This window comes from Devosia neptuniae (assembly GCF_025452235.1).
Classification (GTDB): Bacteria; Pseudomonadota; Alphaproteobacteria; order Rhizobiales; family Devosiaceae; genus Devosia.
In genome coordinates this window covers 3,172,646-3,197,238 of record NZ_CP104965.1, presented here as the reverse complement: position 1 = coordinate 3,197,238, position 24,593 = coordinate 3,172,646, and the positions used below count along the sequence as shown (strand labels likewise).

Annotated in this window: 34 protein-coding genes; 9 read left to right on the top strand and 25 right to left on the bottom strand. The window is 61.3% G+C overall.

The window, feature by feature from the left end:
* The first annotated feature begins 238 nt into the window (after nucleotides 1-238).
* Entirely contained in the window at nucleotides 239-1,570 is a 1,332-nt protein-coding gene (rimO, locus tag N8A98_RS18535; protein ID WP_262167522.1) for a 30S ribosomal protein S12 methylthiotransferase RimO, read from the top strand.
* A 265-nt stretch (nucleotides 1,571-1,835) separates the two neighbouring features.
* On the opposite strand, the gene N8A98_RS18530 is transcribed toward rimO, so the two are convergent.
* Nucleotides 1,836-2,303 (bottom strand): SRPBCC family protein, encoded by a 468-nt coding sequence (locus tag N8A98_RS18530; protein WP_262167521.1) that lies wholly within the window; start codon nucleotides 2,301-2,303, stop codon nucleotides 1,836-1,838.
* The gene (locus tag N8A98_RS18525; RefSeq protein ID WP_262167519.1) at nucleotides 2,300-2,635 is read right to left on the bottom strand and encodes an ArsR/SmtB family transcription factor; all 336 of its coding nucleotides are present in this window, start codon (nucleotides 2,633-2,635) and stop codon (nucleotides 2,300-2,302) included. Before N8A98_RS18525 ends, N8A98_RS18530 begins: the two co-directional genes overlap by 4 nt.
* A gap of 406 nt (nucleotides 2,636-3,041) precedes the next feature.
* On the opposite strand from N8A98_RS18525, the gene cysP reads away from it, so the two are divergent.
* The 4 genes from cysP to N8A98_RS18505 all read left to right on the top strand — a co-directional run bounded on the left by cysP (nucleotide 3,042) and on the right by N8A98_RS18505 (nucleotide 6,119).
* Nucleotides 3,042-4,025, top strand: coding sequence for a thiosulfate ABC transporter substrate-binding protein CysP (gene cysP, locus N8A98_RS18520; RefSeq protein ID WP_262167518.1), 984 nt, complete (start codon nucleotides 3,042-3,044; stop codon nucleotides 4,023-4,025).
* 65 nt (nucleotides 4,026-4,090) lie between these two features.
* Nucleotides 4,091-4,927: a sulfate ABC transporter permease subunit CysT gene (cysT, locus tag N8A98_RS18515; protein ID WP_262167517.1), complete on the top strand. Its 837-nt coding sequence runs from the start codon at nucleotides 4,091-4,093 to the stop codon at nucleotides 4,925-4,927.
* A gap of 2 nt (nucleotides 4,928-4,929) precedes the next feature.
* Nucleotides 4,930-5,745: a sulfate ABC transporter permease subunit CysW gene (cysW, locus tag N8A98_RS18510; protein ID WP_262167515.1), complete on the top strand. Its 816-nt coding sequence runs from the start codon at nucleotides 4,930-4,932 to the stop codon at nucleotides 5,743-5,745.
* Between the two features lie 26 nt (nucleotides 5,746-5,771).
* Complete coding sequence (locus N8A98_RS18505) at nucleotides 5,772-6,119, top strand: dihydropteroate synthase (protein ID WP_262167513.1); 348 nt, start codon at nucleotides 5,772-5,774, stop codon at nucleotides 6,117-6,119.
* Here N8A98_RS18505 and N8A98_RS18500 read toward each other — a convergent pair.
* The 5 genes from N8A98_RS18500 to N8A98_RS18480 are packed head-to-tail and all read right to left on the bottom strand — an operon-like array spanning nucleotide 6,116 to nucleotide 10,247.
* Complete coding sequence (locus N8A98_RS18500; protein WP_262167512.1) at nucleotides 6,116-6,895, bottom strand: ATP12 family chaperone protein; 780 nt, start codon at nucleotides 6,893-6,895, stop codon at nucleotides 6,116-6,118. The genes N8A98_RS18505 and N8A98_RS18500 overlap by 4 nt on opposite strands.
* Before the next feature lie 3 nt (nucleotides 6,896-6,898).
* The gene (locus N8A98_RS18495; RefSeq protein WP_262167510.1) at nucleotides 6,899-7,561 is read right to left on the bottom strand and encodes an HAD-IA family hydrolase; all 663 of its coding nucleotides are present in this window, start codon (nucleotides 7,559-7,561) and stop codon (nucleotides 6,899-6,901) included.
* The gene (locus tag N8A98_RS18490; RefSeq protein WP_262167509.1) at nucleotides 7,558-8,544 is read right to left on the bottom strand and encodes an RluA family pseudouridine synthase; all 987 of its coding nucleotides are present in this window, start codon (nucleotides 8,542-8,544) and stop codon (nucleotides 7,558-7,560) included. Before N8A98_RS18490 ends, N8A98_RS18495 begins: the two co-directional genes overlap by 4 nt.
* Entirely contained in the window at nucleotides 8,541-8,924 is a 384-nt protein-coding gene (gene crcB, locus N8A98_RS18485) for a fluoride efflux transporter CrcB (RefSeq protein ID WP_262167507.1), read from the bottom strand. Before crcB ends, N8A98_RS18490 begins: the two co-directional genes overlap by 4 nt.
* A gap of 9 nt (nucleotides 8,925-8,933) precedes the next feature.
* Nucleotides 8,934-10,247: a replication-associated recombination protein A gene (locus tag N8A98_RS18480; protein WP_262167506.1), complete on the bottom strand. Its 1,314-nt coding sequence runs from the start codon at nucleotides 10,245-10,247 to the stop codon at nucleotides 8,934-8,936.
* Between the two features lie 125 nt (nucleotides 10,248-10,372).
* Between N8A98_RS18480 and N8A98_RS18475 the strand changes: the two genes are divergently transcribed.
* Nucleotides 10,373-10,939, top strand: coding sequence for an HI_0983 family protein (locus N8A98_RS18475; RefSeq protein ID WP_262167504.1), 567 nt, complete (start codon nucleotides 10,373-10,375; stop codon nucleotides 10,937-10,939).
* On the opposite strand, the gene N8A98_RS18470 is transcribed toward N8A98_RS18475, so the two are convergent.
* Nucleotides 10,936-12,414: a DegQ family serine endoprotease gene (locus tag N8A98_RS18470; RefSeq protein ID WP_262167503.1), complete on the bottom strand. Its 1,479-nt coding sequence runs from the start codon at nucleotides 12,412-12,414 to the stop codon at nucleotides 10,936-10,938. The two genes, N8A98_RS18475 and N8A98_RS18470, sit on opposite strands and share 4 nt — an antisense overlap.
* Nucleotides 12,415-12,613: 199 nt before the next feature.
* On the opposite strand from N8A98_RS18470, the gene N8A98_RS18465 reads away from it, so the two are divergent.
* The 3 genes from N8A98_RS18465 (at nucleotide 12,614) to N8A98_RS18455 (ending at nucleotide 15,430) form a co-directional block, all read left to right on the top strand.
* Nucleotides 12,614-13,795, top strand: a complete 1,182-nt coding sequence (locus N8A98_RS18465) for a type III PLP-dependent enzyme domain-containing protein (RefSeq protein WP_113122082.1) — start codon at nucleotides 12,614-12,616, stop codon at nucleotides 13,793-13,795.
* A gap of 132 nt (nucleotides 13,796-13,927) precedes the next feature.
* Nucleotides 13,928-14,458, top strand: coding sequence for a P-loop NTPase family protein (locus N8A98_RS18460; protein ID WP_262167501.1), 531 nt, complete (start codon nucleotides 13,928-13,930; stop codon nucleotides 14,456-14,458).
* 237 nt (nucleotides 14,459-14,695) lie between these two features.
* Nucleotides 14,696-15,430 carry a phosphotransferase enzyme family protein gene (locus N8A98_RS18455; RefSeq protein ID WP_262167499.1) on the top strand — a complete coding sequence of 245 codons (735 nt, stop codon included), beginning with the start codon at nucleotides 14,696-14,698 and terminating at the stop codon, nucleotides 15,428-15,430.
* A 64-nt stretch (nucleotides 15,431-15,494) separates the two neighbouring features.
* On the opposite strand, the gene rplQ is transcribed toward N8A98_RS18455, so the two are convergent.
* The 17 genes from rplQ to rpsQ all read right to left on the bottom strand — a co-directional run bounded on the left by rplQ (nucleotide 15,495) and on the right by rpsQ (nucleotide 24,592).
* A complete protein-coding gene (gene rplQ, locus N8A98_RS18450; RefSeq protein ID WP_262167497.1) occupies nucleotides 15,495-15,920 on the bottom strand; it encodes a 50S ribosomal protein L17 in 426 nt (141 codons plus the stop codon).
* Between the two features lie 32 nt (nucleotides 15,921-15,952).
* Nucleotides 15,953-16,978: a DNA-directed RNA polymerase subunit alpha gene (locus N8A98_RS18445; protein ID WP_244445809.1), complete on the bottom strand. Its 1,026-nt coding sequence runs from the start codon at nucleotides 16,976-16,978 to the stop codon at nucleotides 15,953-15,955.
* 100 nt (nucleotides 16,979-17,078) lie between these two features.
* Complete coding sequence (rpsK, locus tag N8A98_RS18440) at nucleotides 17,079-17,471, bottom strand: 30S ribosomal protein S11 (RefSeq protein ID WP_035102656.1); 393 nt, start codon at nucleotides 17,469-17,471, stop codon at nucleotides 17,079-17,081.
* A 79-nt stretch (nucleotides 17,472-17,550) separates the two neighbouring features.
* Nucleotides 17,551-17,919 carry a 30S ribosomal protein S13 gene (rpsM, locus tag N8A98_RS18435; protein WP_035102654.1) on the bottom strand — a complete coding sequence of 123 codons (369 nt, stop codon included), beginning with the start codon at nucleotides 17,917-17,919 and terminating at the stop codon, nucleotides 17,551-17,553.
* Nucleotides 17,920-18,099: 180 nt separating this feature from the next.
* Nucleotides 18,100-18,669: an adenylate kinase gene (locus tag N8A98_RS18430; RefSeq protein ID WP_262167488.1), complete on the bottom strand. Its 570-nt coding sequence runs from the start codon at nucleotides 18,667-18,669 to the stop codon at nucleotides 18,100-18,102.
* Nucleotides 18,666-20,003, bottom strand: a complete 1,338-nt coding sequence (gene secY, locus N8A98_RS18425; protein ID WP_113122077.1) for a preprotein translocase subunit SecY — start codon at nucleotides 20,001-20,003, stop codon at nucleotides 18,666-18,668. Before secY ends, N8A98_RS18430 begins: the two co-directional genes overlap by 4 nt.
* Before the next feature lie 127 nt (nucleotides 20,004-20,130).
* Nucleotides 20,131-20,631 (bottom strand): 50S ribosomal protein L15, encoded by a 501-nt coding sequence (gene rplO, locus N8A98_RS18420; protein WP_262167485.1) that lies wholly within the window; start codon nucleotides 20,629-20,631, stop codon nucleotides 20,131-20,133.
* Nucleotides 20,632-20,648: 17 nt separating this feature from the next.
* Nucleotides 20,649-20,837, bottom strand: a complete 189-nt coding sequence (rpmD, locus tag N8A98_RS18415) for a 50S ribosomal protein L30 (RefSeq protein ID WP_035102649.1) — start codon at nucleotides 20,835-20,837, stop codon at nucleotides 20,649-20,651.
* A 23-nt stretch (nucleotides 20,838-20,860) separates the two neighbouring features.
* Nucleotides 20,861-21,394, bottom strand: a complete 534-nt coding sequence (rpsE, locus tag N8A98_RS18410; protein ID WP_113122075.1) for a 30S ribosomal protein S5 — start codon at nucleotides 21,392-21,394, stop codon at nucleotides 20,861-20,863.
* Between the two features lie 23 nt (nucleotides 21,395-21,417).
* Complete coding sequence (rplR, locus tag N8A98_RS18405) at nucleotides 21,418-21,777, bottom strand: 50S ribosomal protein L18 (protein ID WP_113122074.1); 360 nt, start codon at nucleotides 21,775-21,777, stop codon at nucleotides 21,418-21,420.
* A 12-nt stretch (nucleotides 21,778-21,789) separates the two neighbouring features.
* Nucleotides 21,790-22,323 carry a 50S ribosomal protein L6 gene (gene rplF / locus N8A98_RS18400; RefSeq protein ID WP_113122073.1) on the bottom strand — a complete coding sequence of 178 codons (534 nt, stop codon included), beginning with the start codon at nucleotides 22,321-22,323 and terminating at the stop codon, nucleotides 21,790-21,792.
* A 38-nt stretch (nucleotides 22,324-22,361) separates the two neighbouring features.
* A complete protein-coding gene (gene rpsH / locus N8A98_RS18395) occupies nucleotides 22,362-22,760 on the bottom strand; it encodes a 30S ribosomal protein S8 (RefSeq protein ID WP_113122072.1) in 399 nt (132 codons plus the stop codon).
* 12 nt (nucleotides 22,761-22,772) lie between these two features.
* Entirely contained in the window at nucleotides 22,773-23,078 is a 306-nt protein-coding gene (rpsN, locus tag N8A98_RS18390) for a 30S ribosomal protein S14 (RefSeq protein WP_262167477.1), read from the bottom strand.
* 30 nt (nucleotides 23,079-23,108) lie between these two features.
* Nucleotides 23,109-23,666, bottom strand: a complete 558-nt coding sequence (gene rplE, locus N8A98_RS18385; protein ID WP_113122070.1) for a 50S ribosomal protein L5 — start codon at nucleotides 23,664-23,666, stop codon at nucleotides 23,109-23,111.
* On the bottom strand, nucleotides 23,659-23,970 hold the full coding sequence (gene rplX, locus N8A98_RS18380; protein WP_092184714.1) for a 50S ribosomal protein L24: 312 nt from the start codon (nucleotides 23,968-23,970) through the stop codon (nucleotides 23,659-23,661). The genes rplE and rplX overlap by 8 nt, the downstream gene beginning before the upstream one ends.
* A complete protein-coding gene (rplN, locus tag N8A98_RS18375; RefSeq protein ID WP_035102635.1) occupies nucleotides 23,970-24,338 on the bottom strand; it encodes a 50S ribosomal protein L14 in 369 nt (122 codons plus the stop codon). The genes rplX and rplN overlap by 1 nt, the downstream gene beginning before the upstream one ends.
* Nucleotides 24,335-24,592 carry a 30S ribosomal protein S17 gene (gene rpsQ, locus N8A98_RS18370; RefSeq protein WP_035102633.1) on the bottom strand — a complete coding sequence of 86 codons (258 nt, stop codon included), beginning with the start codon at nucleotides 24,590-24,592 and terminating at the stop codon, nucleotides 24,335-24,337. The genes rplN and rpsQ overlap by 4 nt, the downstream gene beginning before the upstream one ends.
* Between the last annotated feature and the right edge of the window lies 1 nt (nucleotide 24,593).

Below are 24,593 nucleotides of genomic sequence, written 5' to 3'. Positions count from 1 at the left end.
CTGCGCAGGGAACGAATCCCGGTGACGCTTAGGCAAATTCTCCACTAACTCAACCGCTTGCAAGCGCAAACCCGAACAATGCCGGACGCACTGTTCACCTTTTCGCGTGTTCAAGATGCCGTGTTCGCCACGCCTGGCAGGTCAGCCCCGCGTGTGGCGAGGGACAGTCACATTGCGTAACCGTCAAACTTTCTATATGACGCGCCCAACAAATCCACGCATTGGAAATCCTGCTCACATGAGCCAAGCGCCAAAAATTGGCCTCGTCAGCCTCGGCTGCCCCAAAGCCCTCGTCGATAGCGAGCGCATCATGTCCACCCTGCGCTCGCAGGGCTATTCGTTTTCGCGCGACTATGCCGGCGCCGATATCGTGCTGGTCAATACCTGCGGCTTCCTTGATTCCGCCAAGCAGGAATCGCTCGAAGCCATCGGGGAAGCCCTCAACGAAAACGGCCGCGTCATCGTCACCGGGTGCCTCGGCGTCGAAGAAGAGCTGATCCGCAAGACCCATCCGTCGGTGCTCGCCATTTCGGGCCCGCACCAATACGAAAACGTCGTCAATGCGGTGCACGAGCATCTGCCGCCGGTGCCGAACAAGTTCATCGACCTTGTTCCCGAGCAGGGCCTCAAGCTCACCCCGCGCCATTACGCGTATCTCAAGATTTCCGAAGGCTGCAACAATCGCTGCTCCTTCTGCATCATCCCCCAGATCCGTGGCGACCTGGCTTCCCGCCCCGCCGCCGGCATTCTGGGCGAGGCCGAAGGCCTGATCCGCGGCGGCGTCAAGGAACTGCTGGTCATCTCCCAGGATACCAGCGCCTATGGCGTTGATATCAAATACGCCGAGAGCAATTATCGCGGCCGCCCCGTCAAAGCCAAGTTCTACGACCTGGCCAAGGAACTCGGCCAGCTCGGCGCCTGGGTGCGCCTGCACTATGTCTATCCCTATCCGCATGTCGACGCGGTGATGGAACTGATGGCCGAAGGCCTGGTCCTGCCCTATCTCGACATCCCCTTCCAGCACGCCTCCCCCAAGGTCCTCAAGGCCATGCGGCGCCCGGCGCACCAGGAAAAGACGCTGAATCGCATTCTCGACTGGAAGCGCCAAGTCCCTGATCTGACTGTGCGTTCCAATTTCATCGTCGGCTTCCCTGGCGAGACCGAGGACGATTTCGAAATGATGCTCGACTTCATCGAGGAAGCCGAGATCGACCGTGCCGGCTGCTTCAAGTATGAGCCCGTCACCGGCGCCCCCGCCAACGAACTCGACGGCATCGTCCCTGACGACGTGGCGCAGGATCGCTGGGAACGGCTGATGGAAGTGGCGCAGAACGTCTCCGCCGGTCAGCTCGCCAAAAAGGTCGGCCGCACTATCGACGTGCTGGTCGACGACGTCGATCCCGACAATAACCGCGTCATCGCCCGCTCCAAGTGGGACGCCCCCGACATTGACGGCCAGGTCATCGTTTCCAAGGCCGACGGCATCAAGGTGGGTGATCTGGTTTCGGTGACAGTTACCGGTAGCGACGAATATGATTTGTTCGCTGAGCCAGCGAAAGTGTTGAACTAACAGCGCGTTAGGCTGGCTTTCGGATTCAAATGCAAAAGGCCGTTCTCGATCGAGAGCGGCCTTTTTCTATGTCCAGCAGCCACCGCTACCCACCACGCCCCAAAAAACTCGATGTCACCCCGGCGCAGGCCGGGGCCCATCTCGATATGCCGCCCCAGCCGCAAGGTGTATGTCCTCGACCACCACCTAGCGGCATGCCTACAATCTCAGGATGGGCCCCGGCCTGCGCCGGGGTGACACCGTAGGTGAGACAGCTTTCGGGGCCTCACCCCTCCACCAACTTCGCCAACTGCCCCATCACCATGCCCCAGCCGTCATAAAATCCCATCTCCGCATGCATGTCGCGGTCGGCGCGGTCCTTGTGCATCACGTAGGACATATATTCCGTGCCCTCGGGATGATCGGCCAGGGTGATGATTGCGGTCATGAAGGGCTGCGCCGCCGGCCGCCAGCCATCCACCAGCGCATTGGTGAACACGATCCGCTCGCCCTCGTCCACCGCCAGAAAACACCCATTGATGTGAGCGCCAAACGCGGTACCATCCTCGCTGATCTGCGTGGTGAAGGCGCCGCCGGGTCGCAGGTCCATTGCCACCACCTTGCACAGAGCCGGCTCGGGCACCCACCATTTCTCAAAGCGCGCCGGGTCGGTCCAGGCGCGCCACACGGCCGCGCGCGGCGCCTTGATCACCCGCGTAATCGTCAGGTCGAGTTCCGGATTCGTCTTGTTCATTTTGTCTTGTCCCGTTCCGCGATAACAAATTGCTCCAGCCGGTCGGTCCGGCCTTCCCACAGCGCCCGCTGATCGGCTAGCCACGCCTCCACCGCCGCAAACCGCTGCTTGTCGATGGCACATGTCCGCACCCGGCCGCTCTTGCGGGTCTGGATCAGCCCGCTCCCCTCCAGAAACCGGATGTGCTTCATGAAGGAGGGCAGCGCCATGTCGAAGGGCCGCGCCAAATCGCTAATGCTGGCCGGCCCCTGCCCCAACCGGCTGAGCACCGCCCGCCGCGTCGGATCGGCCAATGCCTGAAAAATCCCGTCGAGTTGCTGATACTGTTCCATAAGGCTAAGTATCATGGTGTGAACACTTAGCGCAAGGGCTAAGTGTTTATCGCAACCCTCACCTCACCCTCGGTGTCACCCCGGCGCAGGCCGGGGCCCATCTCGAGACACCAGCCCAGCCGCAAGGTCTGTGTGGGCCTTCACCCACCACCTGGCGGCATGCCAAAGAACTCAGGATGGGCCCCGGCCTGCGCCGGGGTGACACCGAGTGCGTTGCCGCATCAATGAAACACCCACGCTCACCGGAACTTTATCGCGCCACTGACCACCGCCGCGCAACGTCTTTGCCCCACAGCACGGCGCTATAAATTACTCATCCAAACCAAGACTTTAGCCTTTGACGCCGCAATCGCTGCCATTGCATCAAACTGCCAATGCATACGCGCCTTTGGAGCTTCAGCGTCACATGAACAAGTTTCTCGCCACCGCCGTGGCCGTCCTGGCCCTCGGCGCGACCCCGACCTTCGCCCAGCCCACCGACATTCTCAACGCGTCCTATGATATTGCGCGCGAGCTGTTCGAGGCCGAAAACGCCGCCTATGCGGCTACGGGCGCTACTGTCACCGTCAACCAGTCCCATGCCGGCTCATCCGCTCAGGCACGCGCCGTGCTCGAAGGTCTTGCCGCTGACGTCGTCACCTTCAATCAGGTGACCGATATCCAGAAGCTCGTCGATGGCGGCTTTGTGGCGGCCGATTGGGCGACTCAATTCCCCAATAACGCAGCGCCGTTCTATTCCTTCCCGGCTTTCCTGGTGCGCGCTGGCAACCCCAAGGGCATCAAGGATTGGGGCGATCTGGCTGCCGATGGCGTGCAGGTAATCTTCCCCAATCCCAAAACCTCCGGCAATGGCCGCTACACTTATCTCGCCGCCCGCGCCTGGGCGACTGAGGAATATAAGGGCGACGAAGCCCAGATCGAGGCTTTCCTCACCAAGCTGTTCAGCAATGTGCCCGTCTTCGAAACAGGCGGCCGCGCCGCCACCACCGCCTTCACCGAGCGTCAGCTGGGCGATGTGCTGGTGACGTTCGAGGCCGAAGTGCTCGGGGTGCGCAAGCAGCTAGGCGCCGACAAATATGATGCCGTGATCCCCTCGGTCAGCTTCCTGTCCGAATTCCCCGTCGCCATTGTCGACAAGGTGGTCGATGCCCGCGGCAGCCGCGATCTGGCCAAGGCGTATCTCGATTTCCTCTTCACGCCCGAAGGCCAGGAAGTCGCCGCCACTAATTTCCATCGTGTCCATGACGAGACCGTCGCCGCCGCTCACGCCGCTGACTTCCCCGCCATTCGCCTGGTCACCGTAGAAGACGCTTTTGGCGGCTGGGAAAAGGTTTCCGAGGAGCATTTCGCCGATGGTGGCCTGCTCGATAAGGTCTTCCTCAACCAGTAAGGCCAACAAGCATCAAGGTTTTGCGGCGTGCCCCCGGTCACGCCGCTTTTTGCGTAAGGAAGATCATGGCATCGCGACGCAGCAAGCATCTGCTGCCCGGCTTCGGGCTGACGCTGGGCGTCTCCATGCTCTATCTCACCATCATCATCGTGCTGCCGCTGCTGGCCATGCTGCTCAAGGTGGGCGGCATGGGGTGGCCCGAATTCTGGCGCATCGTCGCGTCCAACCGCTCGCTGGCCGCCTATCGCATCACGTTCAGTTCCGCGCTTGCCGCCACTGTTTTCAATGGCTTTTTCGGCCTGCTGCTGGCCTGGGTGCTGACCCGCTACAGCTTCCCCGGCAAGCGCCTGCTCGATGCGCTGGTCGACCTGCCCTTCGCCCTGCCCACCGCGGTTGCTGGGCTGGTCCTCGTGACGCTGTTCGCGCAAACCGGCTGGTATGGCCAATTCCTGGAACCCAATGGGTTCAAGGTCAATTACACCCAGCTCGGCATCATCGTGGCCATGAGCTTCACCTCCATTCCCTTCGTTGTCCGCACTGTCCAACCGGTGCTCGAAGACGTGGAAGCCGGCTATGAGGAAGCCGCCAAAACCCTGGGCGCCACCGGCTGGCAGGTCTTTGCCCGCGTCATCTGGCCCACCATCCTGCCCGCCTTCATGACCGGTTGCGTGCTCTCCTTCGCCCGCTCGCTGGGCGAATTCGGCGCCGTGGTTTTCATCGCCGGCAATCTGCCCGGCTTCACCGAAATCGTCTCGCTGCTGATCTTCATCCGCCTCGACGAATTCAATTATGAAGGCGCCGCCGCCTTGGCCTTCGTCCTACTCCTCGCCGCCTTCCTCACGCTGCTCGCCACCAATGCGCTGCAATCCTGGCAGGTGCGCTACGCGGATCGGAGCACGTGACCATGACAACGCGCGTCCACACCCGCTCCCCTGCCGAAATTATCCTGATCAGCCTTGCCGTCGTGCTCTCGGCGCTGATCTTGGTGGTGCCGGTTGCACTGATCTTCGCCTATGCCCTGCGCGAGGGCATCGGGGTCTATTTTGCCAACATCATCGAGCGCACCACGCTGCACGCCATCGGCCTCACCGTGCTGACGGCGGTCATCGTCGTGCCGATCAATATCGTCATCGGCATCTGCGTGGCCTGGCTGGTCACCCGCTTCCGCTTTCGCGGGCGGCAATTGATCATCACCATTGTCGAGCTGCCCGCTTCGGTCAGCCCCATCGTGGCCGGCGTGGTCTATCTGTTCCTCTATGGCGGCCAAGGCTTGCTTGGTCCGGTGCTGCAGGGCATGGGCATCCAGCTCATGTTCACCGTCGCGGCGATAGTGCTGGTCAGCCTGTTCGTTACCGCGCCTTTTGTGGCCCGCGAGCTCATCCCACTCATGCAGCAGCAAGGCACCGAGGACGAGGAAGCCGCTCTCTCGCTGGGCGCCAATGGCTGGCAGATGTTCCGCTTCGTCACCCTGCCCAATATCCGCTGGGCGATTCTCTATGGCGCAGTGCTGACCAATGCCCGGGTGATGGGCGAATTCGGCGCCGTCTCGGTCGTCTCCGGCTCCATTCGCGGCCAGACCAATACCCTGCCCTTGCAGATCAGCCAGTTGTTCAACGATTTCAACGTCACCGGCGCCTTCGCGGCGTCATCCACGCTGGCGCTGATTGCCGTGGTGACTCTGATTTTGAAGTCGACGCTGGAATCTCGCGGCTGGCAATGATGGCGCTGGGCCGATAGGCTTCCGATATGCCCGCTTCCGGATTCAGATCGCCCCGCATTGCCCATGTCGTCACGGGCGTTGATGTCGTGTCACGCGCCAGAACTGCGTTGGCAGACGGGGCCGAAATCATCGAAGTGGCGAGCGAGGACACGGCCAGCGTTCAGCGCGAGCTGGACTGCATTGTTCCGGCAATCGAGGCGTTAGTCGATGCGGGATTCGCAGCGCCAATCGCCATAGCCAGCCGCCGGGCCTTGGTGGTCGACCAGGCTATCGAGGCAGGCGCGACCCTTGTGTGCCCGCTGGAGGGTGAGGAAGGGGCTGAGATAGCCGAAATCATCGCGCTGCATGGGGCGTCGAGACTCGCCGCTATCTAAGCCCGCAATGCATCCAGCACGGCTACGGCTGTGTCGAATTCGACCCGCCGCTGCGCCCGCCGCGCTGCCGCTTCCTCATCCTGACCCCATAGGCCGATCTGATAATCCTCATCGACATGCGCCGCCTGCCACACCTCGTCGGCGGTGAACAGGCGGTGCCACAGCCCGATGGCCAGCAGCCCCGACCCGGTGAGGCCGGTTATGTTGACCAGCGCGGTGAGGACGAAGAGATTTTCGCCATCCAGCGTCTCGGCCAACCGATCCAAACTCGCCTGCGGCTGGGCCTGATGGATGATGCCGATCGTGGGTTGGAACCGCACGCCGAAGTGCCGCGCCAGCTTGACCAGCGCCTTGTCCCACACCAGTTCCTGCTCGCTGACCAATTCCTGCGGCGCATCGGCGCGATAGAGCATCAGATCGCTCGCGGCGAATTTGATTACCTCTTTGCGGAACGCCGGAATGGTCTCATCCCCGCTTTCCACGGCCGAATTGATCAATCTGACCATGGGCATGCTCGCCGGATCGATGAATTCGCCCTGCGCGGCCCATTCTTCGGCCATGATCGTGGCAATGGCCGCTGCGGGCACCACGACCGGGATTTTCCGGCCCGGCGTATGCACCTGCCGGCCATCCAGCGTCACGACAAAGCCGCCATCGACCGGGGCTACGCCAACATCCTTGTAGAACCGCTTGGGCAGCTCAACCCGATTGGCATGCTGCGCCCGGCCATAGCCGTCATTGATATGCTTCTGGGCATCTTCCAGCTGGTCGCGCATGGCCTACTCCAATACCTTGCGGATCGCCGCATCAAGCTCGTCGAAGCGGTCGATCATGATATCGGCGCCGGCCGCAATCAGCTCGGCCGGCTCATGATAGCCCCAGGTCACCCCAATGGCCCAGGCACCGGCCGCCTTGCCCATTTCGATGTCGAATGTCGTATCCCCGATCATCACCGTCTCGGCCGGCAGCGCCCCGGTTTCGGCCATCGCGCGCAGCAGCATCCCGGGATGCGGCTTGGACGGATTATGGTCCGGCGTCTGCAAGGTGACGAAGTAATCGGCAATGTTGTGGTTACCGGTAATGCGGTGGACGCCGCTGAGGCCCTTGCCCGTCGCAATGCCCAATCGCATGCCATCCCATGTCCGCAGGCGCTGTAGTGCCTCCAGAGCTCCGGGAAACAGCCCTTCGCGGTCATTATGGGTCAGCACGGAGGCGCGGTAATGGGTGCGATAGTCCTTGACCAGCTTGTCGATCAGCACCGGGTCATCGGTGCGGGCCAGGCGCGCCAGCGCTACCGGTAGCGACAGCCCGATCACGCGACGCGACGCGGCGGGACTTGGTGCATCGAGCCCTGCCCCCTCAAAGGTCGTTGCCATATGCTCGGTGATCAGGGCCTGCGTATCGATCAGCGTGCCGTCCATGTCGAACATGACAAGGGTCATGCGCCGTCCTCCGGGTCCTTGCTGACATCGAAGCGGTCAGGATCAAAGCCCAGGGCGTCAAAGCTCTCACGCATATGCGGCGGCAGCGGTGCGGAAATATCGAGCCGCTTGCCATTGCGCAGCGGCAGGGCAATGCGGCGGGCATGCAGCTGCAAACCCTCACCCAGGCCAGGCGCGCCCTGCCAGTTCTCGATATTGAAATAGCGCGGATCGCCGATGATCGGGGTGCCAAGCTGGGCCATATGCACACGCAACTGGTGGGTGCGGCCGGTCACCGGCTTCAGCGTGACCCAGGCGAAACGGCGGCTGGCCGTGTCGGTGGTCGAATAATAGCTCATCGAATGCTGCGCGCCCGGCGTGCCATTCTTGACCACCACCATCTGCTCGCCATCGGTCGTGGCCTGCTTGGCGAGGAAACACGAGATTTCGCCCTGGCGCGGATTGGGATTGCCGGCCACAACAGCCCAGTAGATCTTGCGGGCCGCACGCGAGCGGAACACCTCGCCAAAATGGCTGGCGGCCGACTGGGTCTTGGCAACCACGAGGCACCCGGAGGTGTCGCGGTCGAGACGATGGACCAGTCGCGGCGCCTCGCCAAGCTTGTTGGGCAGGCTTTTCAGCATGCCATCGAGATGGCGGAACGTGCCGCTGCCGCCCTGCACGGCCAGGCCATGGGGCTTGTTGAAGACGTAAATATCCTCGTCTTCATAAAGGATGATATCGCGCAGGAATTGCGCATCGCCCGAATTGACGCGCACCGGCTTGACCGTCTCGGCATCGTCGATCGGGGGAATGCGCACGGTCTGCCCGGCAGTCAGGCGCGTGCTGGTCTGCACGCGGCCCTTGTCGACGCGCACTTCGCCATTGCGAATGAGCTTTTGTAGCCGCCCGAAACCGAGTTGCGGAAAATTCTGTGCGAACCAGCGATCGAGACGCATCCCGTCTTCGTCGCTGCTTACCTGCCGCTGTTGTACCGCACTCATGCCGGGCTGCCTCTGGTCACCAAAAGCCCGAGATAAAGGCCAATGAGACAAACCACAACCGACAACAGCACATAGAAGCCAGCTTGTACCATTTCGCCGCGCTCAATCAGCACGATTGTATCGAGCGAAAAGGACGAAAACGTCGTAAAGCCGCCCAGCATACCCACGGCGACGAACAGCCGCGCCTCCGGCGCCCAAGGCGGCAAGGTGCGAGCCAGAATGCCGATGAGCAGGCCCATGGCGATGGAGCCGACAATATTGATCAGCATCGTGCCGAGCGGAAAGCCATGCGGCCACACGCGCCCGACACCGATGGACGCACCATAGCGCGCCATGGCGCCAATCGCGCCGCCCAGGCCGACAAGGAGGAAATTCTGCATGTGCCTGCCCTATTCCTCGCGCTTCTTCTCGGCCCGCAAGCGCTCGAAATAATCCATGCGCTTGCGCAGATCGCGTTCAAAACCGCGCTCGACCGGCTGATAAAATTGCTGCCGGCCGATCTTTTCCGGGAAATATTCCTGGCCCGAAAAAGCCTCGGGCGTGTCGTGGTCATAGATATAGCCGTCGCCATAGCCGGAGGTCTTCATCAGCTTGGTCGGCGCATTGAGGATGACCATGGGCGGGGTCGGCGAGCCGGTGGATTTGGCGATTGATGTGGCGCCCTTGAAGGCGGTGTAGACGGCATTGGATTTGGGCGCGAGCGCTAGGTAGACCACCACCTGCGCCAGGGCCAGTTCGCCCTCGGGCGAACCCAGCATCTGATAGGCATCGCGCCCGGCAACGGCCTGCGGCAGCGCCTGCGGATCGGCCAGGCCAATATCCTCAACAGCCATGCGGATCAGCCGGCGAGCCAGAAACAGCGGATCTTCGCCGGCGTCGAGCATGCGGGCGAAATAATAGAGCGCCGCATCAGGATCGGAGCCGCGCACGGTCTTATGCAGCGCCGAAATCAGATTGTAGTGCCCATCCTGCGCCTTGTCATAGATCGGCGCACGGCGCTGGACCACGGTCAGCATGGTGGCAGCGTCGAGCACCTCGCCTTCCTTGGCCGACGCCAGCACTTCCTCGACGAGGCCCAGCAGGGCGCGGCCGTCGCCATCGGCAAGGGTCAGCAGTGTATGGCGGGCTTCAGGGTCAAGAGGCAGCGCGGCGCCAGTCAATTCCTCGGCGCGCGTCACCAGCTTTTCCAGATCGTCCAGCGACAGCGACTCGAACCGCAATACCTGGCTGCGCGACAACAAAGCCGCGTTCAGCTCGAAGGACGGATTTTCGGTGGTCGCGCCCACCAGCACCACCGTGCCGTCTTCCATCACGGGCAGGAAACCATCCTGCTGTGCCCGGTTGAAGCGGTGGATTTCGTCGACAAACAGCAGCGTCCGATGGCCGGACAGCCGCTCGAAGCGGGCTTTCTCGAACACCTTCTTGAGGTCGGCAACGCCCGAGAACACCGCCGAAATCTGCTCGAACGTATAGCCGATCTGGTCGGCCAAGAGCCGCGCCACCGTGGTCTTGCCAGTGCCCGGCGGCCCCCACAGGATCAGCGAACCCAGCCGGCCGGAGGCAATCATGCGGCGCAGCGTGCCTTCCGGCCCAAGCAGATGGCTCTGGCCGATCACCTCATCGAGCGAGCGCGGCCGCAATTGATCGGCGAGCGGGCGCGCGCGGTCGGTTTCACTGGGGTCTGCGGCGAAAAGGTCAGCCATGCCTAAACAATCTCTGTGGAGGGCTCTGCGTAAGATAGGGCGGCGGCGCGAGCAAGACAAACCGGCGAATTGCCAAGCTGGCGTTTGTCAGCATTAATGCGCGACCACAATTTCGAGGACGTTTCATGCATCGCTTCGTCACCGCATTCCTGCTCCTCGCCGCCATGGCGCTGCCGGCGAGCGCCCAGACCGACGCCATTGGCGCGCCGGGGCCGATTGTCTTCGAGGATGTCGAATTTGCCCTCGCCTGGACGAGCCACCCAGAAGAAACCTACTTCAAGCAGGAATATGTACCGGCCGGCCAGACTGTCGAGCAATTCGAAGACATGTTCACGATCGACGTGCTGACCAATGGCACCACGCCCGAAGCAGCGGCGGCCGTTATGATAAAGGGCCTTAGTGAGCGTAAGGGCAGCGATCCGGTGGTCAATTACGACGTGCTCCGCAACGAACAGACCGGCGAAATCATCCTCGATTTCCTGCTCAGCGACTCCAGCAGCGGCACCATGATCGTCGAATGGAATGCCTATCGCTACGCCCCGCTCGAGGATGGGCTGGTGCTCTATGCCATCAGCCGGCGCGGTTATGGCGAGGACGGCGCCAAGGCTCTGCTCACCGGCCTCAAGGACCGGCGCCAAAGCGCGATCAACGCCCTGGCGCAGATGGATGTGCCTGAAATCAGCCTCGATTAGCCGCTGACAATCGAGCGCGTCACGCGGCCGTCGCGCTGCAGGATAATCTGCCAGGTGCGGGCGCGCTGGCTCGCCGTCTGCGAGAATGCGGCGGCAGTATCCATCGGCACGTCATTGAGCGAGAGGATCACATCGTCCGCCTTGAGCCCCATCTGCTCGGCGGGCGAACCGGGCTCAATTGCCGTCACGATCACGCCCTTGGCGTCATAGGGCAGCCCCTTCATTTCGGCGAGCGCGGCATCGATCTGGCGCACGCTGGTGCCCGTGAAGCGCGACGATCCGGTGATGGTGGCGACCATGTCGCCTGCGGCCACCGGCGCGGCTTCGATGGTGAAATTGACAGTGTCGCTCTGCCCGGCACGGACGCGCTCGAGCGCGGTCATCTGCCCGATGGGCTTGGTGGCGAGGCGGAAGTTGAAGGCGCTGGGGTCATCGACCGCCATGCCATCGACGCTCAGGATCACATCACCCGAGGCAAAGCCGGCGCGTTCTGCCGGGCCGCCGGGGGCGACTTCGGTGATCAGCGCACCATGCGGCGCCGGCATGCCAAGGCTCTGGGCAATATCGGAATTGACCGCCTGCATCTTGGCGCCGAACCAGGGCCGCACGATCTGGCCGCCGCTGACGCCGGCCTGCGCCACCATCTTGGCCATGTTGGCCGGAATGGCAAAGCCGATGCCGACCGAGCCACCGGTCTGCGAATAAATGGCGGTATTGATGCCGACCAGATGCCCATCGAGATCGACCAGGGCACCGCCCGAATTGCCGGGATTGATCGCCGCATCGGTCTGGATGAAGAACTCATAATCCGAGCTTTCCACCCCGGTGCGGGCCAGGGCGGAGACGATACCGCTGGTCACCGTCTGGCCGACGCCGAACGGATTGCCGATGGCCAGCACCAGATCGCCCACTTCGAGGGAGTCGGAATCGGCAAAGACGATGGCGGGGAAGACCGCATCGCCGGGCTGGCGCACGCGCAGTACGGCAAGGTCCGTCTGCGCATCCTCGATGACGATATCGACGGCGAATTCGCGCCCGTCCGAAAGGGCGATGCGCACATCGGTCGCGCCTTCGATGACGTGGCGATTGGTGAGGATGACGCCGCCCGCATCAACGATCACCCCCGAGCCCAGCGATTGGGACTCGCGTGGCCGGCTCTGGAACTGGTTGCGTCCGAAGAACCGGGAGAAGAACGGGTCATTGGCAAAAGGCGACACCGTCTGCTGCTCGATGCGGGTGGCATAGACATTGACCACTGAGGGCGAGGCGGCCTTGACCACCGGGGAGAAGCTCAGCTTGATCTCGGCATCGCTGCGCGGCACTTCCACGCTTGGAGCTACGGCAGCGGGCGGCACGGGCGCTGGCGCCGTTGCCTGGGCCAGGCTGGGCGCATTCCAGGGCGAGAAGGCCAGTGTGCCTCCAACCGCTAGAACCGCCACGGCACAACCAGCCATAATCCACGAGCGCATCGACATCGAACCAACCTCCGGTCACCGCTTCTGCCCTGATGTGGCATCCGCGCGGGGCAAGGCAAACGCCCGGATTCTGTCACGAAAAAGGCGTCACGCCCCCGTCGCAATTGGAGGCCAAATAAACGTTTGCGTGAGGGGGCACACGGCCCTATATGCAGCGCTCGTTTTCCGCATTTCTCCAGCCCCGAAAGGCAAGTCGTCCATGACCACTGAGCCGAAGCAGGTTTACCCGAATACCTCCGCGCTGATCGCGGCGGAAGCCCCGGATTTCCCGGCTTTCCTGTTTTCCGAGCGCGAGCTGCACAAGGCCACAAAGGTGTTCAAGAAGGGCTTTGACGGGCTGCTGACCTATGCGGTCAAGTGCAATCCCTCCCCGCACATCATCGCCCAGCTCCATCGCGAAGGTTTGAAGGCGTTCGACGTCGCCTCCAACACCGAAATGGAACTGGTGCGCGATCATGCGCCGGGCGCGGTGATGCATTACAACAACCCGATCAAGAACAAGCGCGAGATCGCTCGCGCCTATGAAGAGTTCGGCGTTCGCTCCTTCACCATCGACCATCCCCAGCAGCTCGACCAGCTGGCCTCGGTAGTTTCGCCGTCGCGCGATGTCGAAGTGACCACCCGCTTCAAGGCCGGCAAGGCGCTGAAATCCTACGACTTCGGCATCAAATTCGGCGTCATGGAACAGGGCGCGGCCGAAATCGTCACCATGGTCGACCAGATGGGCTATACGCCCAGCCTGTGCTTCCATGTCGGCAGCCAGTGCGAAGACGCCTATGCCTATGAGCGCCACATCGCAGCGGCGTCCCGCATCGTCGAGGAATCCAATATCCAGCTCAAGCGCCTCAATATCGGCGGCGGCTATCCGGCCCCCTACCCGACCAGCGAAGCGCCGCCGATGGACTATTATTTCGAGACCATCTCGACCGCGGTCAGCGATCATTTCGGCGACAAGAACAAGCCCGAGCTGATCATCGAGCCGGGCCGTGCGCTGGTGACGTCGTCGACCTCGCTGCTGCTGCGCGTCAAGCATCAGCGCGGCGGCCAGTCGGTCTACGTCAATGACGGCGCCTATGGCAGCCTGATGGAAGTCAAGTTCATGCATTTCACCCCGCCGGTGCGGGTGTGGCGCGGTGCGCGGGTGCATGACAATGATGCCGAATTCTCCGAATTCACCATCTGGGGCCCCACTTGTGACAGCTATGACGTGCTGCCCCAGGTGTTCACCCTGCCGGCCGATATCGATGAAGACGACTGGATCGAGTTCGGCCTAATGGGTGCCTATACCCAGGCCTCGCTGACCCCGTTCAACGGCTTCGATCGCCGCGACCAGTTCTGGGTCGATGAAGTCTATACCGGCAAGGATGTGCAGCCCGAATAGGCCTGGCGCCAGCTCGTAATCAACTACTAATCCCCGCTACGGCGGGGATTTTTGTCTCTCCAATAAAGGATGCCGCCTGCCCTTCTTCGCTTTTCCACCCCGATCCCATCAAACCATATATCGGAACTGAAAATGCAGACCTTTCAACCACTTGAAGCCCTCGGCCGCCGCATCGTCATCATGGGGCCGACCAATGCCGGCAAGTCGACGCTGGCCGTCGCCATCGGCAAGAAGCTCGATATTCCCGCCATTCATCTCGATCAATTGCGCCACTTGCCCAACACCGATTGGCAGGTGCGGCCCGACGACGAATTCCACGCCCTGCACGACGCGGCGATCCTTGAGCCGGGCTGGGTGATGGAGGGCAATTACTCCGTGCTCATGCCGCAGCGCTTTGCCCGGGCTACCGGAATTATCGTCGTGGACGACCATTACCTGCGTCGCTTTAGCCGGTATTTCCGGCGGACGCTGCTGGAAAAGCAGCGGGCCGGCCATCTTCCGGGCAATCGCGACAGCGTCAAATGGGAAATGATCAACTGGATCTGGAAGACGCGGAACAGCGTCGGGCGCTATCATGGGTTTGCGAGACAAACGGGTTTGCCGCTGGTTTTCTGTTCGTCGCTCCGCGAGGTGAAAGCGCTCGGACGGGCGTGGAATCTGTGAGCGGACTGTTAGCGTTGACGTGACATTTGGGTGCCAGAGGCTAGCGGACTGTTAGCATCGACCGCCGCGATTGCCCCATCACGCCATTCGGGCCTAAACTGGGTGCGAAGTGGAGGAGAGGACCATGCTGGGAGTGATGATGAAGTCGCCGCGCCGCCGTCGGCTCGCCATGCTTTTGGTCGGGCTCCTCTGCATGGGTCTGGGCGTGGCGCTGTTTTGGGGCGCGGTCTCCTGACCATGGGATGGGACGCACTTGGGCAATGGGGTGCCAACGCGGAGCGCATCGAGCGGCTGGCCGGTGGCTCCTCCAATGACGTGTGGAGCGTGCGCATCGACGGGCAGCTTGCGGTCGCTCGGCTGGGTATGCGGAGCGATGCGGATCTGGCATGGGAGTCCGGCCTGCTCCAGCATCTGGACCGTTCGGGTATGACTGTACCAGTGCCGATCCCGACCATGGATGGCAGGCTGTTCGTTGATGGCCTGGTGGTGATGCAATATATGGCGGGCGGGCCGCCCGAGACCGAGGCGGATTGGCGGCGGGTGGCCGACACGCTCCGGCAATTGCATGACCTGACGCAGGACTGGCCGCAGCGGCCGGGGTGGCGATCTTCAACTGACCTGTTGCATGCCGATACGGGAACAAGGATCGACCTGACCGCGATGCCGGGTGAAGCCGTGGCGCGCTGCCGGGCGGCTTGGGCGCGGCTGGCCGGGCGGCAGAGCTGCGTGGTGCATGGCAATCCCACCAATCCCAGCAATATTCGCATGACTGCGGATGCGATTGCGCTGATCGATTGGGACGAAGCCCATGTCGATGTCCCGGAGCTCGATCTGGCCCTGCCCTACAATGCTGCCGGCTTTGATGACGCGGCGCATGACATCGCCGCGCAAGCCTCGGCGGCATGGGAGGCAGCGGTCTGCTGGAAGGACGACCATTCCGTCGAGCGGCTCGCCGAAGTTCGAGCGATCTGAACAAACAAAAAGGCGGCCCGCGTACTCAAACGCGGACCGCCTTAAATCTTGAACCGAATATCGCTTACGCGGCTTCGGACTCGTCTTCGTCACGCACCTGCACCGGGCCGCTATCGAGGCCCTTGGCATTGACGTCGCGATCGACGAACTCGATCACAGCCATCGGCGCATTGTCGCCATAGCGGAAGCCGGCCTTCATGATGCGGATATAGCCGCCCTGACGGTCCTTGTAGCGCGGGCCCAGAACTGCGAACAGCTTCTGAACCTGGCCCTCATCGCGCATCTGAGCGATCGCCTGACGGCGAGCGTGCAGGTCGCCGCGCTTGCCAAGGGTAATCAGCTTCTCGACGATCGGACGCAGGTCCTTCGCCTTGGGCAGGGTGGTAACGATCTGCTCGTGCTTGATCAGCGCGGCGGACATATTGGCGAACATAGCCTTACGGTGGCTGGCGGTTCGGTTGAGCTTGCGGCCGGAATTACCGTGGCGCATCTTGGTCTCCTAAAGTGCTTGGCAGCGCGGGATCAATAGTGATCTTCGTAGCGCTTGGCGAGGTCATCGATATTCTCGGGTGGCCAGTTGTTGACGTCCATTCCGAGATGAAGCCCCATCTGTGCCAGGACCTCCTTGATTTCGTTGAGCGACTTGCGGCCGAAATTCGGGGTCCGCAGCATCTCGGCTTCCGTCTTCTGGATCAGATCGCCGATATAAACGATGTTGTCGTTCTTGAGGCAGTTGGCCGAACGCACCGAAAGCTCGAGTTCGTCGACCTTCTTGAGCAGCGCCGGGTTGAAGGCCAGTTCGGGAACGGCATCCTGTGCCTTTTCCTTGCTGGGCTCTTCGAAGTTCACGAACACCGACAGCTGGTCCTGGAGGATACGCGCAGCATAAGCCACGGCATCTTCCGGCGACACGGCGCCATTGGTTTCGACCTGCAGGGTCAGCTTGTCCTTGTCGAGGCTTTCACCCGCACGGGTGGCATCGACCTTGTAGCTGACGCGGCGAACCGGGGAGAACAGCGCATCGACCGGGATATAGCCGATCGGTGCATCTTCCGGACGGTTCTTGTCGGCGGCAACGTAACCCTTGCCGGTATCGACGGTGAACTCGATGTTGATTTCGGCGCCGTCGTCGAGATGGCAGATCACCAGCTCGGGGTTCAGCACTTCAATGTCGCCGGTGACCTTGATGTCACCAGCGGTCACGGCACCCGGACCCTGCTTGGTCAGGCCAAGGCGCTTGGGGCCTTCGCCACCCATCTTCAACGCGATTTCCTTCACGTTGAGGACCAGGTCGGTCATGTCTTCACGCACGCCCGGAAGCGAGGAGAATTCATGCAGGATGCCGTCAATCTGGATTGCGGTAACTGCCGCGCCCTGAAGCGACGACAGCAGCACACGACGAAGAGCGTTACCCAGGGTAAGCCCGTAACCGCGCTCAAGCGGCTCGGCAACTACCGAAGCCACGCGCGCGTTGTCGCTGCCCGAAACAATCTCCAGCTTGGTCGGCTTGATCAGTTCTTGCCAGTTCCTCTGGATCGTCACGGTAATGTCCTTTCAAAATCGCGGCTCCAGCCCGAGCCGCTCCGCCGCAAACGCAATAAGACTCCCGGCCCATTCAATCGGCCGGGAGCTCTTCAATCGCTCTAGATTAGACGCGGCGCCGCTTGCGAGGACGGCAGCCATTGTGCGGGATCGAGGTCACGTCACGGATCGAGGTGACGTTGAAGCCGGCAGCCTGCAGCGCGCGCAGAGCCGATTCACGGCCCGAACCAGGACCGCGCACTTCGACCTCAAGGGTCTTCATGCCGTGTTCCTGCGCCTTCTTGGCAGCATCTTCAGCAGCGACCTGAGCCGCATAGGGGGTCGACTTACGCGAGCCCTTGAAGCCCATGACACCCGAGGAGGACCACGAAATCGTGTTGCCCTGCATATCGGCAATGGTGATCATGGTATTGTTGAACGAAGCATTCACGTGGGCAACGCCCGAAGTGATATTCTTGCGTTCCTTGCGCTTGACGCGCGTCGTTTCAGTCTTAGCCATTTAATTCCTCTGAACGATATCAGCGCTGCCGTCAGCCCTTTGGCCCCAGCAGCTACATCGAAGAACCCGAGACGGGTTCTTACTTCTTCTTGCCAGCGATCGGCTTTGCCGGACCCTTGCGAGTGCGGGCATTGGTGTGGGTACGCTGACCGCGCACCGGCAGGCCACGACGGTGGCGCAAGCCACGGTAGTTGCCCAGATCCATCAACCGCTTGATGTTCATCGCCACATTGCGGCGAAGATCACCTTCCACGACGTAGTCGCGGTCGATAGCTTCACGGATCAAAATCACTTCAGCATCGGTCAACTCGTTGACACGGCGCTCGGCAGGAATGTTTGCCTTTTCAGTGATATCCTTGGCGAACTTTTCGCCAATCCCGTGGATATACTGCAACGCGATGATCACGCGCTTATTGGTCGGGATATTGACGCCAGCAATACGAGCCACGTCTGCTCTCCTTCATTCAACACGGGTTACCATCAGGGGGCCGTGCCGTTAAACAACAAGGGACCGGATTTCGACCCCCAACACCTGGAGAACCGAATCCAGCCCAATAATCCATGAGACTGACGCGGTTCTTTAAGGACTAGATTCGGCAGAGTCAACTGCCAAACCCCTGCCCTGTTCTCAGCCTTCGATCGCAGACTTGATCGAAGCCGTGACTTTTTCGACCGGCTCCATGCCGTCGACTGCTTTGAGCAGACCCTTGTCGCTGTAGTAAGCGACGAGCGGAGCGGTCTGCTCCTTATAGATATCGAGGCGCTTGCGCAGCACTTCCTCATTATCGTCGGCACGAGCGCCGCCGCTTTCCTTGCTGCGCTGGACCACCCGGCGCACCAATTCATCGGCATCGGCCTTGATCTCGACCACGGCGTCGAGCTTGACGCCCTTGTCGATCAGCATCTGGTCAAGCGCCTCGGCCTGCGCAATGGTGCGCGGAAAGCCATCGAGGATGAAGCCAGGCTTGCAATCCTCGGCGTCGAGCCGTTCGGAGACGATACCGTTGACGATGGCGTCACTGACCAGATCCCCACGATCGACGATGGCCTTGGCTTCGAGACCCAGCGGGGTCTTGGCCGCAATGGCCGAGCGCAGGATATCGCCGGTCGAGAGCTGGGGAATACCATAGGCCTCGACAAGAATCTTGGCCTGAGTACCCTTCCCCGCTCCCGGCGGTCCGAGCAGAATTAGCCTCATCGACGCTTACCTCCCCCTAGACGGGACTTCTTCACGAGCCCCTCATATTGCTGCGCGATCAGGTGGCTCTGGATCTGACTGACCGTATCGAGCGTCACCGTCACCATGATCAGCAGCGAGGTGCCACCGATGAACTGGCTGACCGCCAGCTGGTTGTGGATGATCTCGGGAATCAGTGCCACCACCGTAAGATAGAGCGCACCGATAACAGTGATACGGGTCAACACATAGTCGATATGTGCGGCCGTGCGTTCGCCCGGACGAATGCCCGGAATGAAGCCGCCGGAGCGCTTGAGGTTATCAGCCGTCTCGGTCGGATTGAACACGATCGCGGTATAGAAGAAGGCGAAGAAGATGATGAAGAAGGCAAACAGCGCCAGATAAAGCGGCTGGCCGCGGCCCAGCAGAGCCGTCACCGTCTGCAGCCAGACCGGAGCGTTCCCCTGCGCCGCAAAGGACGCAATGGTGGCCGGCAGCAGCAGCAGGGACGAGCCGAAAATCACCGGGATAACACCCGACGTATTCAGCTTGAGCGGCAGATGCGAGCTTTCGCCCTGGAACATCTTGTTGCCGACCTGGCGCTTTGGATACTGGATCAGCAAGCGGCGCTGGGCGCGTTCGAAGAACACGATGCCGGCGATGACCACGATGGACAGCACCACGATGCCGAAGGCCGCCAGCGGCGGCAGCGCGCCAGTACGGCTCAGCTCGAGGGTCTGCACGATGGTGGTGGGCAGATTGGCCACGATACCGGCAAAGATGATCAGCGAAATACCATTGCCGACGCCGCGCGAGGTGATCTGTTCACCCAGCCACATCAGGAACATGGTGCCGCCGACCAGCGTGATGACGGTCGAAATGCGGAAGAACCAGCCCGGATTGAGCACGACGCCCTGGCTCGCTTCCAGGCCCACGGCAATGCCATAGGCCTGCACGGCGCAGAATACGACCGCCAGATACCGGGTATACTGGTTCATCTTGCGACGGCCGGCCTCGCCCTCTTTCTTGAGAGCTTCCAGACGCGGCGACGCGGTCGCAATGACCTGCACCACGATCGAGGCGGTGATGTAGGGGATCAGGTTCAGCGCAAAGATTGCCATGCGCTCGACGGCGCCACCGGCAAACATGTTGAACATGCCAATGATGCCCTGCTGCGACTGTTCGAACGTCGCGCGGAATGCATCGGGGTCAATGCCCGGAACCGGAATGAAAGTGCCCAGTCGATAGACAAGCAGCGCGCCCAGTGTGAACCAGATGCGCTGCTGCAGGGCTTTCGCCTTCGAGAAGGTCGAAAAATTGAGATTACGTGCCAGCTGTTCGGCTGCGGACGCCATGTATCGCTCCCTATGGCTTCAAGGCCAGGCGCGCTCGGAGCGGGTCGGACGCAGACCCGGCTGCAGCCCTAGCGCAACAAACCAAAAAAGGCGCACCCGACCAATGGCCGGGTGCGCCAAGCCGAAATTAACCGGCGTATGGGGTCTTCTTCCACGGCGCCTTTGCCGGGATGATATCGACCTTGCCGCCAGCAGATTCAATAGCTGCCAGTGCGCCCTTGGTCGCATAATTGACGTTGAAGGTCACCTTCTTGGAGGTGAAGCCCTCAGAGCCGATCAGCCGCACGCCGTCCTTGGGACGACGGATCACGCGGGCAGCGATCAGCGCCGCAGCATCGATCACCGCCTTGGGGTCGAGCTTGCCAGCGTCGATATAGGCCTGCAGGCGATCGATGCGGACCTCGTTCCAGTTGCCTGGATTGAGCGCATTGAAGCCACGCTTTGGCATACGCATGTGAAGGGGCATCTGGCCGCCTTCGAAGCCGTTGATCGCAACGCCGGAACGTGCAGTCTGGCCTTTGCCGCCACGACCACCGGTCTTGCCCTTACCGGAACCGATACCGCGACCAATGCGCAGACGGACCTTGTTGGCACCGGGATTGTCGCGAAGTTCATTCAAACGGGTCATTTGAGGGACCTTCTCTCTCACTCGCCGATGATACGGACGAGATGCGGCACCTTGTTGATCATGCCACGCACTTCAGGCGTGTCGATCAGCTGACGCTGCTTGTTCATCTTGTTGAGCCCGAGACCGATCAGGGTCGCGCGCTGGCTCTTCTCACGGCGGATCGGGGAGCCGATCTGCTGCAGAGTAATGGTCTTGTCTTTAGCCATGATGCTTCTCCAGACCTGATCTATCAGGCTTCGACAGCAGTCTCGCCGCGGCGAGCTTGCAGTTCGGAAACCTTGAGACCGCGGCGGGCGGCAACCGAGCGGGGGCTGTCAACGCGCTTCAGCGCATCGAAAGTGGCCCGCACCATGTTGTAGGGGTTAGCAGTCCCCTGCGACTTGGCAACGATGTCGTTGATGCCCAGCGTCTCGAAGACGGCGCGCATCGGACCACCGGCAATGATGCCGGTACCGGGAACGGCGGCACGCAGGATGACCTTGCCGGCGCCGTGACGGCCCTGCACGTCGTGGTGCAACGTACGGGCATCGCGCAGCGGCACGCGGATCATCTGGCGCTTGGCCTGCTCGGTAGCCTTGCGGATCGCTTCTGGCACTTCACGGGCCTTGCCGTGACCAAAGCCAACGCGGCCCTTCTGGTCACCGACAACCACCAGTGCGGCAAAACCGAAACGACGGCCGCCCTTGACCACTTTGGCCACGCGGTTGATGTGGACCAGGCGATCGACGAATTCGCTTTCGCGTTCTTGAACGTCTCTGCTCATAATGTTTCTTTCCTTGTCCGTGCCTAGAACTGCAGGCCGCCCTCACGGGCAGCGTCTGCAAGGGCCTTTACACGGCCATGATAGATGTATGCGCCGCGGTCGAAGATGACTTCGCCCACACCCGCCTTGGTGCCGCGCTCTGCGATCAGCTTGCCGACCGTAGCAGCGGCTTCCGCCGAACCACCCTTGATGGTGCCCTTGACGTCCTTGTCGAGGGTCGAAGCGGCGGCCAGCGTACGGCCGGTCGCATCGTCGATGATCTGAGCGTAGATATTCTTGTCCGAACGGAAAACCGACAGACGGGGACGACCGAAGGCACGAGCCTTGAGCGCCTTGCGGACACGAGCCTTGCGGCGGTCCGCACCTTTTGCACTGATAGCCATTGCAGGCGCTCCTTACTTCTTCTTGCCTTCTTTGCGGAAGACGAACTCGCCCGCATACCGAACGCCCTTGCCCTTGTAGGGCTCTGGCTTGCGCCAAGCGCGGATATTGGCCGCAACCTGGCCAACCTGCTGCTTGTCGGTGCCGGTGATGATGATTTCCGTCGGCGCCGGAACAGCCAGGGTGATGCCCTGCGGTGCCTGATAGATCACTTCGTGGCTGAAACCAAGCGACAGCTTGATATCCTTGCCCTGCATGGCGGCGCGATAACCCACGCCCTGGATCGCCAGCTTCTTTTCGAAGCCAGCCGAAACACCGGTGACCATGTTCTGGATCAGTGCACGGGTCGTGCCCCAGGCGGCGCGAGCCTCGCGGGTGTCATTGGCCGGCGTCACGACGAGACCGTCGGAGCCATTCTCCACATTGACAACATCCATGAGCTCGATGCTCAGTTCGCCCTTCGGGCCCTTTGCGGTGACGGTACGACCATTGATCGTGACCGTTACACCGCTGACCGGTGCAACCGGTTTCTTGCCAGTACGTGACATTCTAGTTCAATCCTTGAGTAATCGTCTTACCGCGTCTCTTAGAAGACGCGGCAGAGTACCTCGCCACCAACATTGGCAGCCTTGGCTTCGTGGTCGGCCATCACACCCTTGGGGGTGGAGAGGATCGAGACACCGAGGCCATTGGCAACCTGCGGAATATTCTTAACGGAAGCGTAAACGCGACGGCCGGGACGCGAAACGCGCTCGATCGTGCGGATAACAGCCACGTCATCCGAGTACTTCAGTTCGATTTCGTACTCGGCAGCACCGTTTTCGAACTTGGTCTCCGAATAGCCGCGGATGAAACCCTCGGACTGGAGCACGTCCAGCACCCGACCACGAAGGGTCGAAGCCGGCGTCGAAACGGTATTCTTGCGGCGCATCTGTGCATTACGGATGCGAGTCAGCATATCGCCGATTGGATCGGAAAAGCTCATTTTCTGTTCTCCTTACCAGCTCGACTTAACCAGGCCCGGGATCAAACCCAGGTTACCCAGCTGACGCAGAGCGATACGGCTCAGCTTGAGCTTGCGATAATAGCCACGGGGACGACCCGAGACTTCGCAGCGATTGCGGACGCGAACCTTGGCCGAATTGCGCGGCAGTTCGGCCAGCTTGAGCTGAGCGGCGAAGCGCTGATCGGCCGGGATCGACTGATCCTTGGTCTGCGCCTTGAGCGCCGCACGCTTGCCAGCATACTGCTCGGCCAGAGCGGCGCGCTTGTTGTTTTTCTCGATGGAACTGGTCTTTGCCATATCCTGATCCTTTTTCCCTTCCCTATCCGCTTACGTGCGGAATGGGAAGTTGAATGCCTTGAGCAGCGCGCGCGCTTCATCATCGGTCTTGGCCGTCGTGGTGATCACGATGTCCATGCCCCAAACCTGATCGATTTGATCATAGTTGATTTCGGGGAAAATGATGTGTTCCTTGATGCCCATAGCATAATTGCCACGGCCGTCGAAGGAGTTCGGGTTCAGCCCGCGGAAGTCGCGAACGCGCGGCAGTGCGATATTCACCAGGCGGTCCAGGAATTCGTACATGCGCGTCTTGCGCAGCGTCACCTTGACGCCGAGCGGCATCTCTTCACGCACCTTGAAGCCAGCGATCGACTTACGAGCGTGGGTGATAACCGGCTTCTGGCCAGCGATCTTTTCCAGCTCGGCAGCAGCCGACTTGACCTTCTTGGTGTCGTTGACGGCTTCGCCAACGCCCATGTTCAGCACGATCTTGTCGAGCTTGGGCAGTTCCATGGTGTTCTTGTAGGAGAATTGCTCCTGCAGAACCTTACGGATGTTCTCTTCGTACTCGGTACGAAGACGCGGAACGTAAGCTGTATCAGCCATCGATCGAATCTCCGGTCGACTTGGCGACGCGCGTCTTCACGCCGTCCTTGATCTGGAAACCAACACGGCTGGGCTTGCCATCCTTGTCGGCGATCGCGAGATTGGACAGATGGATCGGCGCTTCCTTGGTGAAGATGCCGGCATCGGTCGACGCGGTCTGCTTGGTGTGGCGCTTCACCAGGTTGATACCCTGGACAAGTGCCTTGGTTTCGGTCGGGATGACGGACAGGACCTGACCGGTCTTGCCCTTGTCCTTGCCGGCCAGGACGACGACTTTGTCGCCCTTCTTAATCTTGGCGGCCATTACAGCACCTCTGGTGCGAGCGAGATGATCTTCATGTGGTTCTTGGCGCGAAGTTCGCGCGGAACTGGTCCGAAGATACGAGTGCCGATCGGCTCTTTCTGATTGTTGATCAGAACCGCGGCGTTCTTGTCGAAGCGGATCACGGTGCCATCGGGGCGACGGATGTCGAACGCGGTCCGAACGACCACGGCCTTCATGACCTGGCCCTTCTTAACGCGACCGCGCGGAATGGCATCCTTGACCGACACGACAATGATGTCGCCGACCGAAGCGTACTTGCGGTGCGAACCGCCCAGCACCTTGATGCACATGACACGACGGGCGCCGGAATTGTCGGCAACGTCGAGATTGGACTGCATCTGGATCATGACTGAGCGCCTTCCTGCTGAGCCGCACCAACAACAAGCGTCCAGCGCTTATTCTTGGAGATTGGCGCACATTCTTCGATCCAGACGATCTGACCGACCTTCGCCACATTAGCTTCATCGTGCGCATGGTACTTCTTGGACCGGCGCACGGTCTTCTTCATCACCGGATGCGTGAAACGGCGCTCAACGCGCACCACGACCGTCTTTTCATTGGCGTCGGAGACAACAGTCCCCTGCAAAACGCGCTTTGGCATG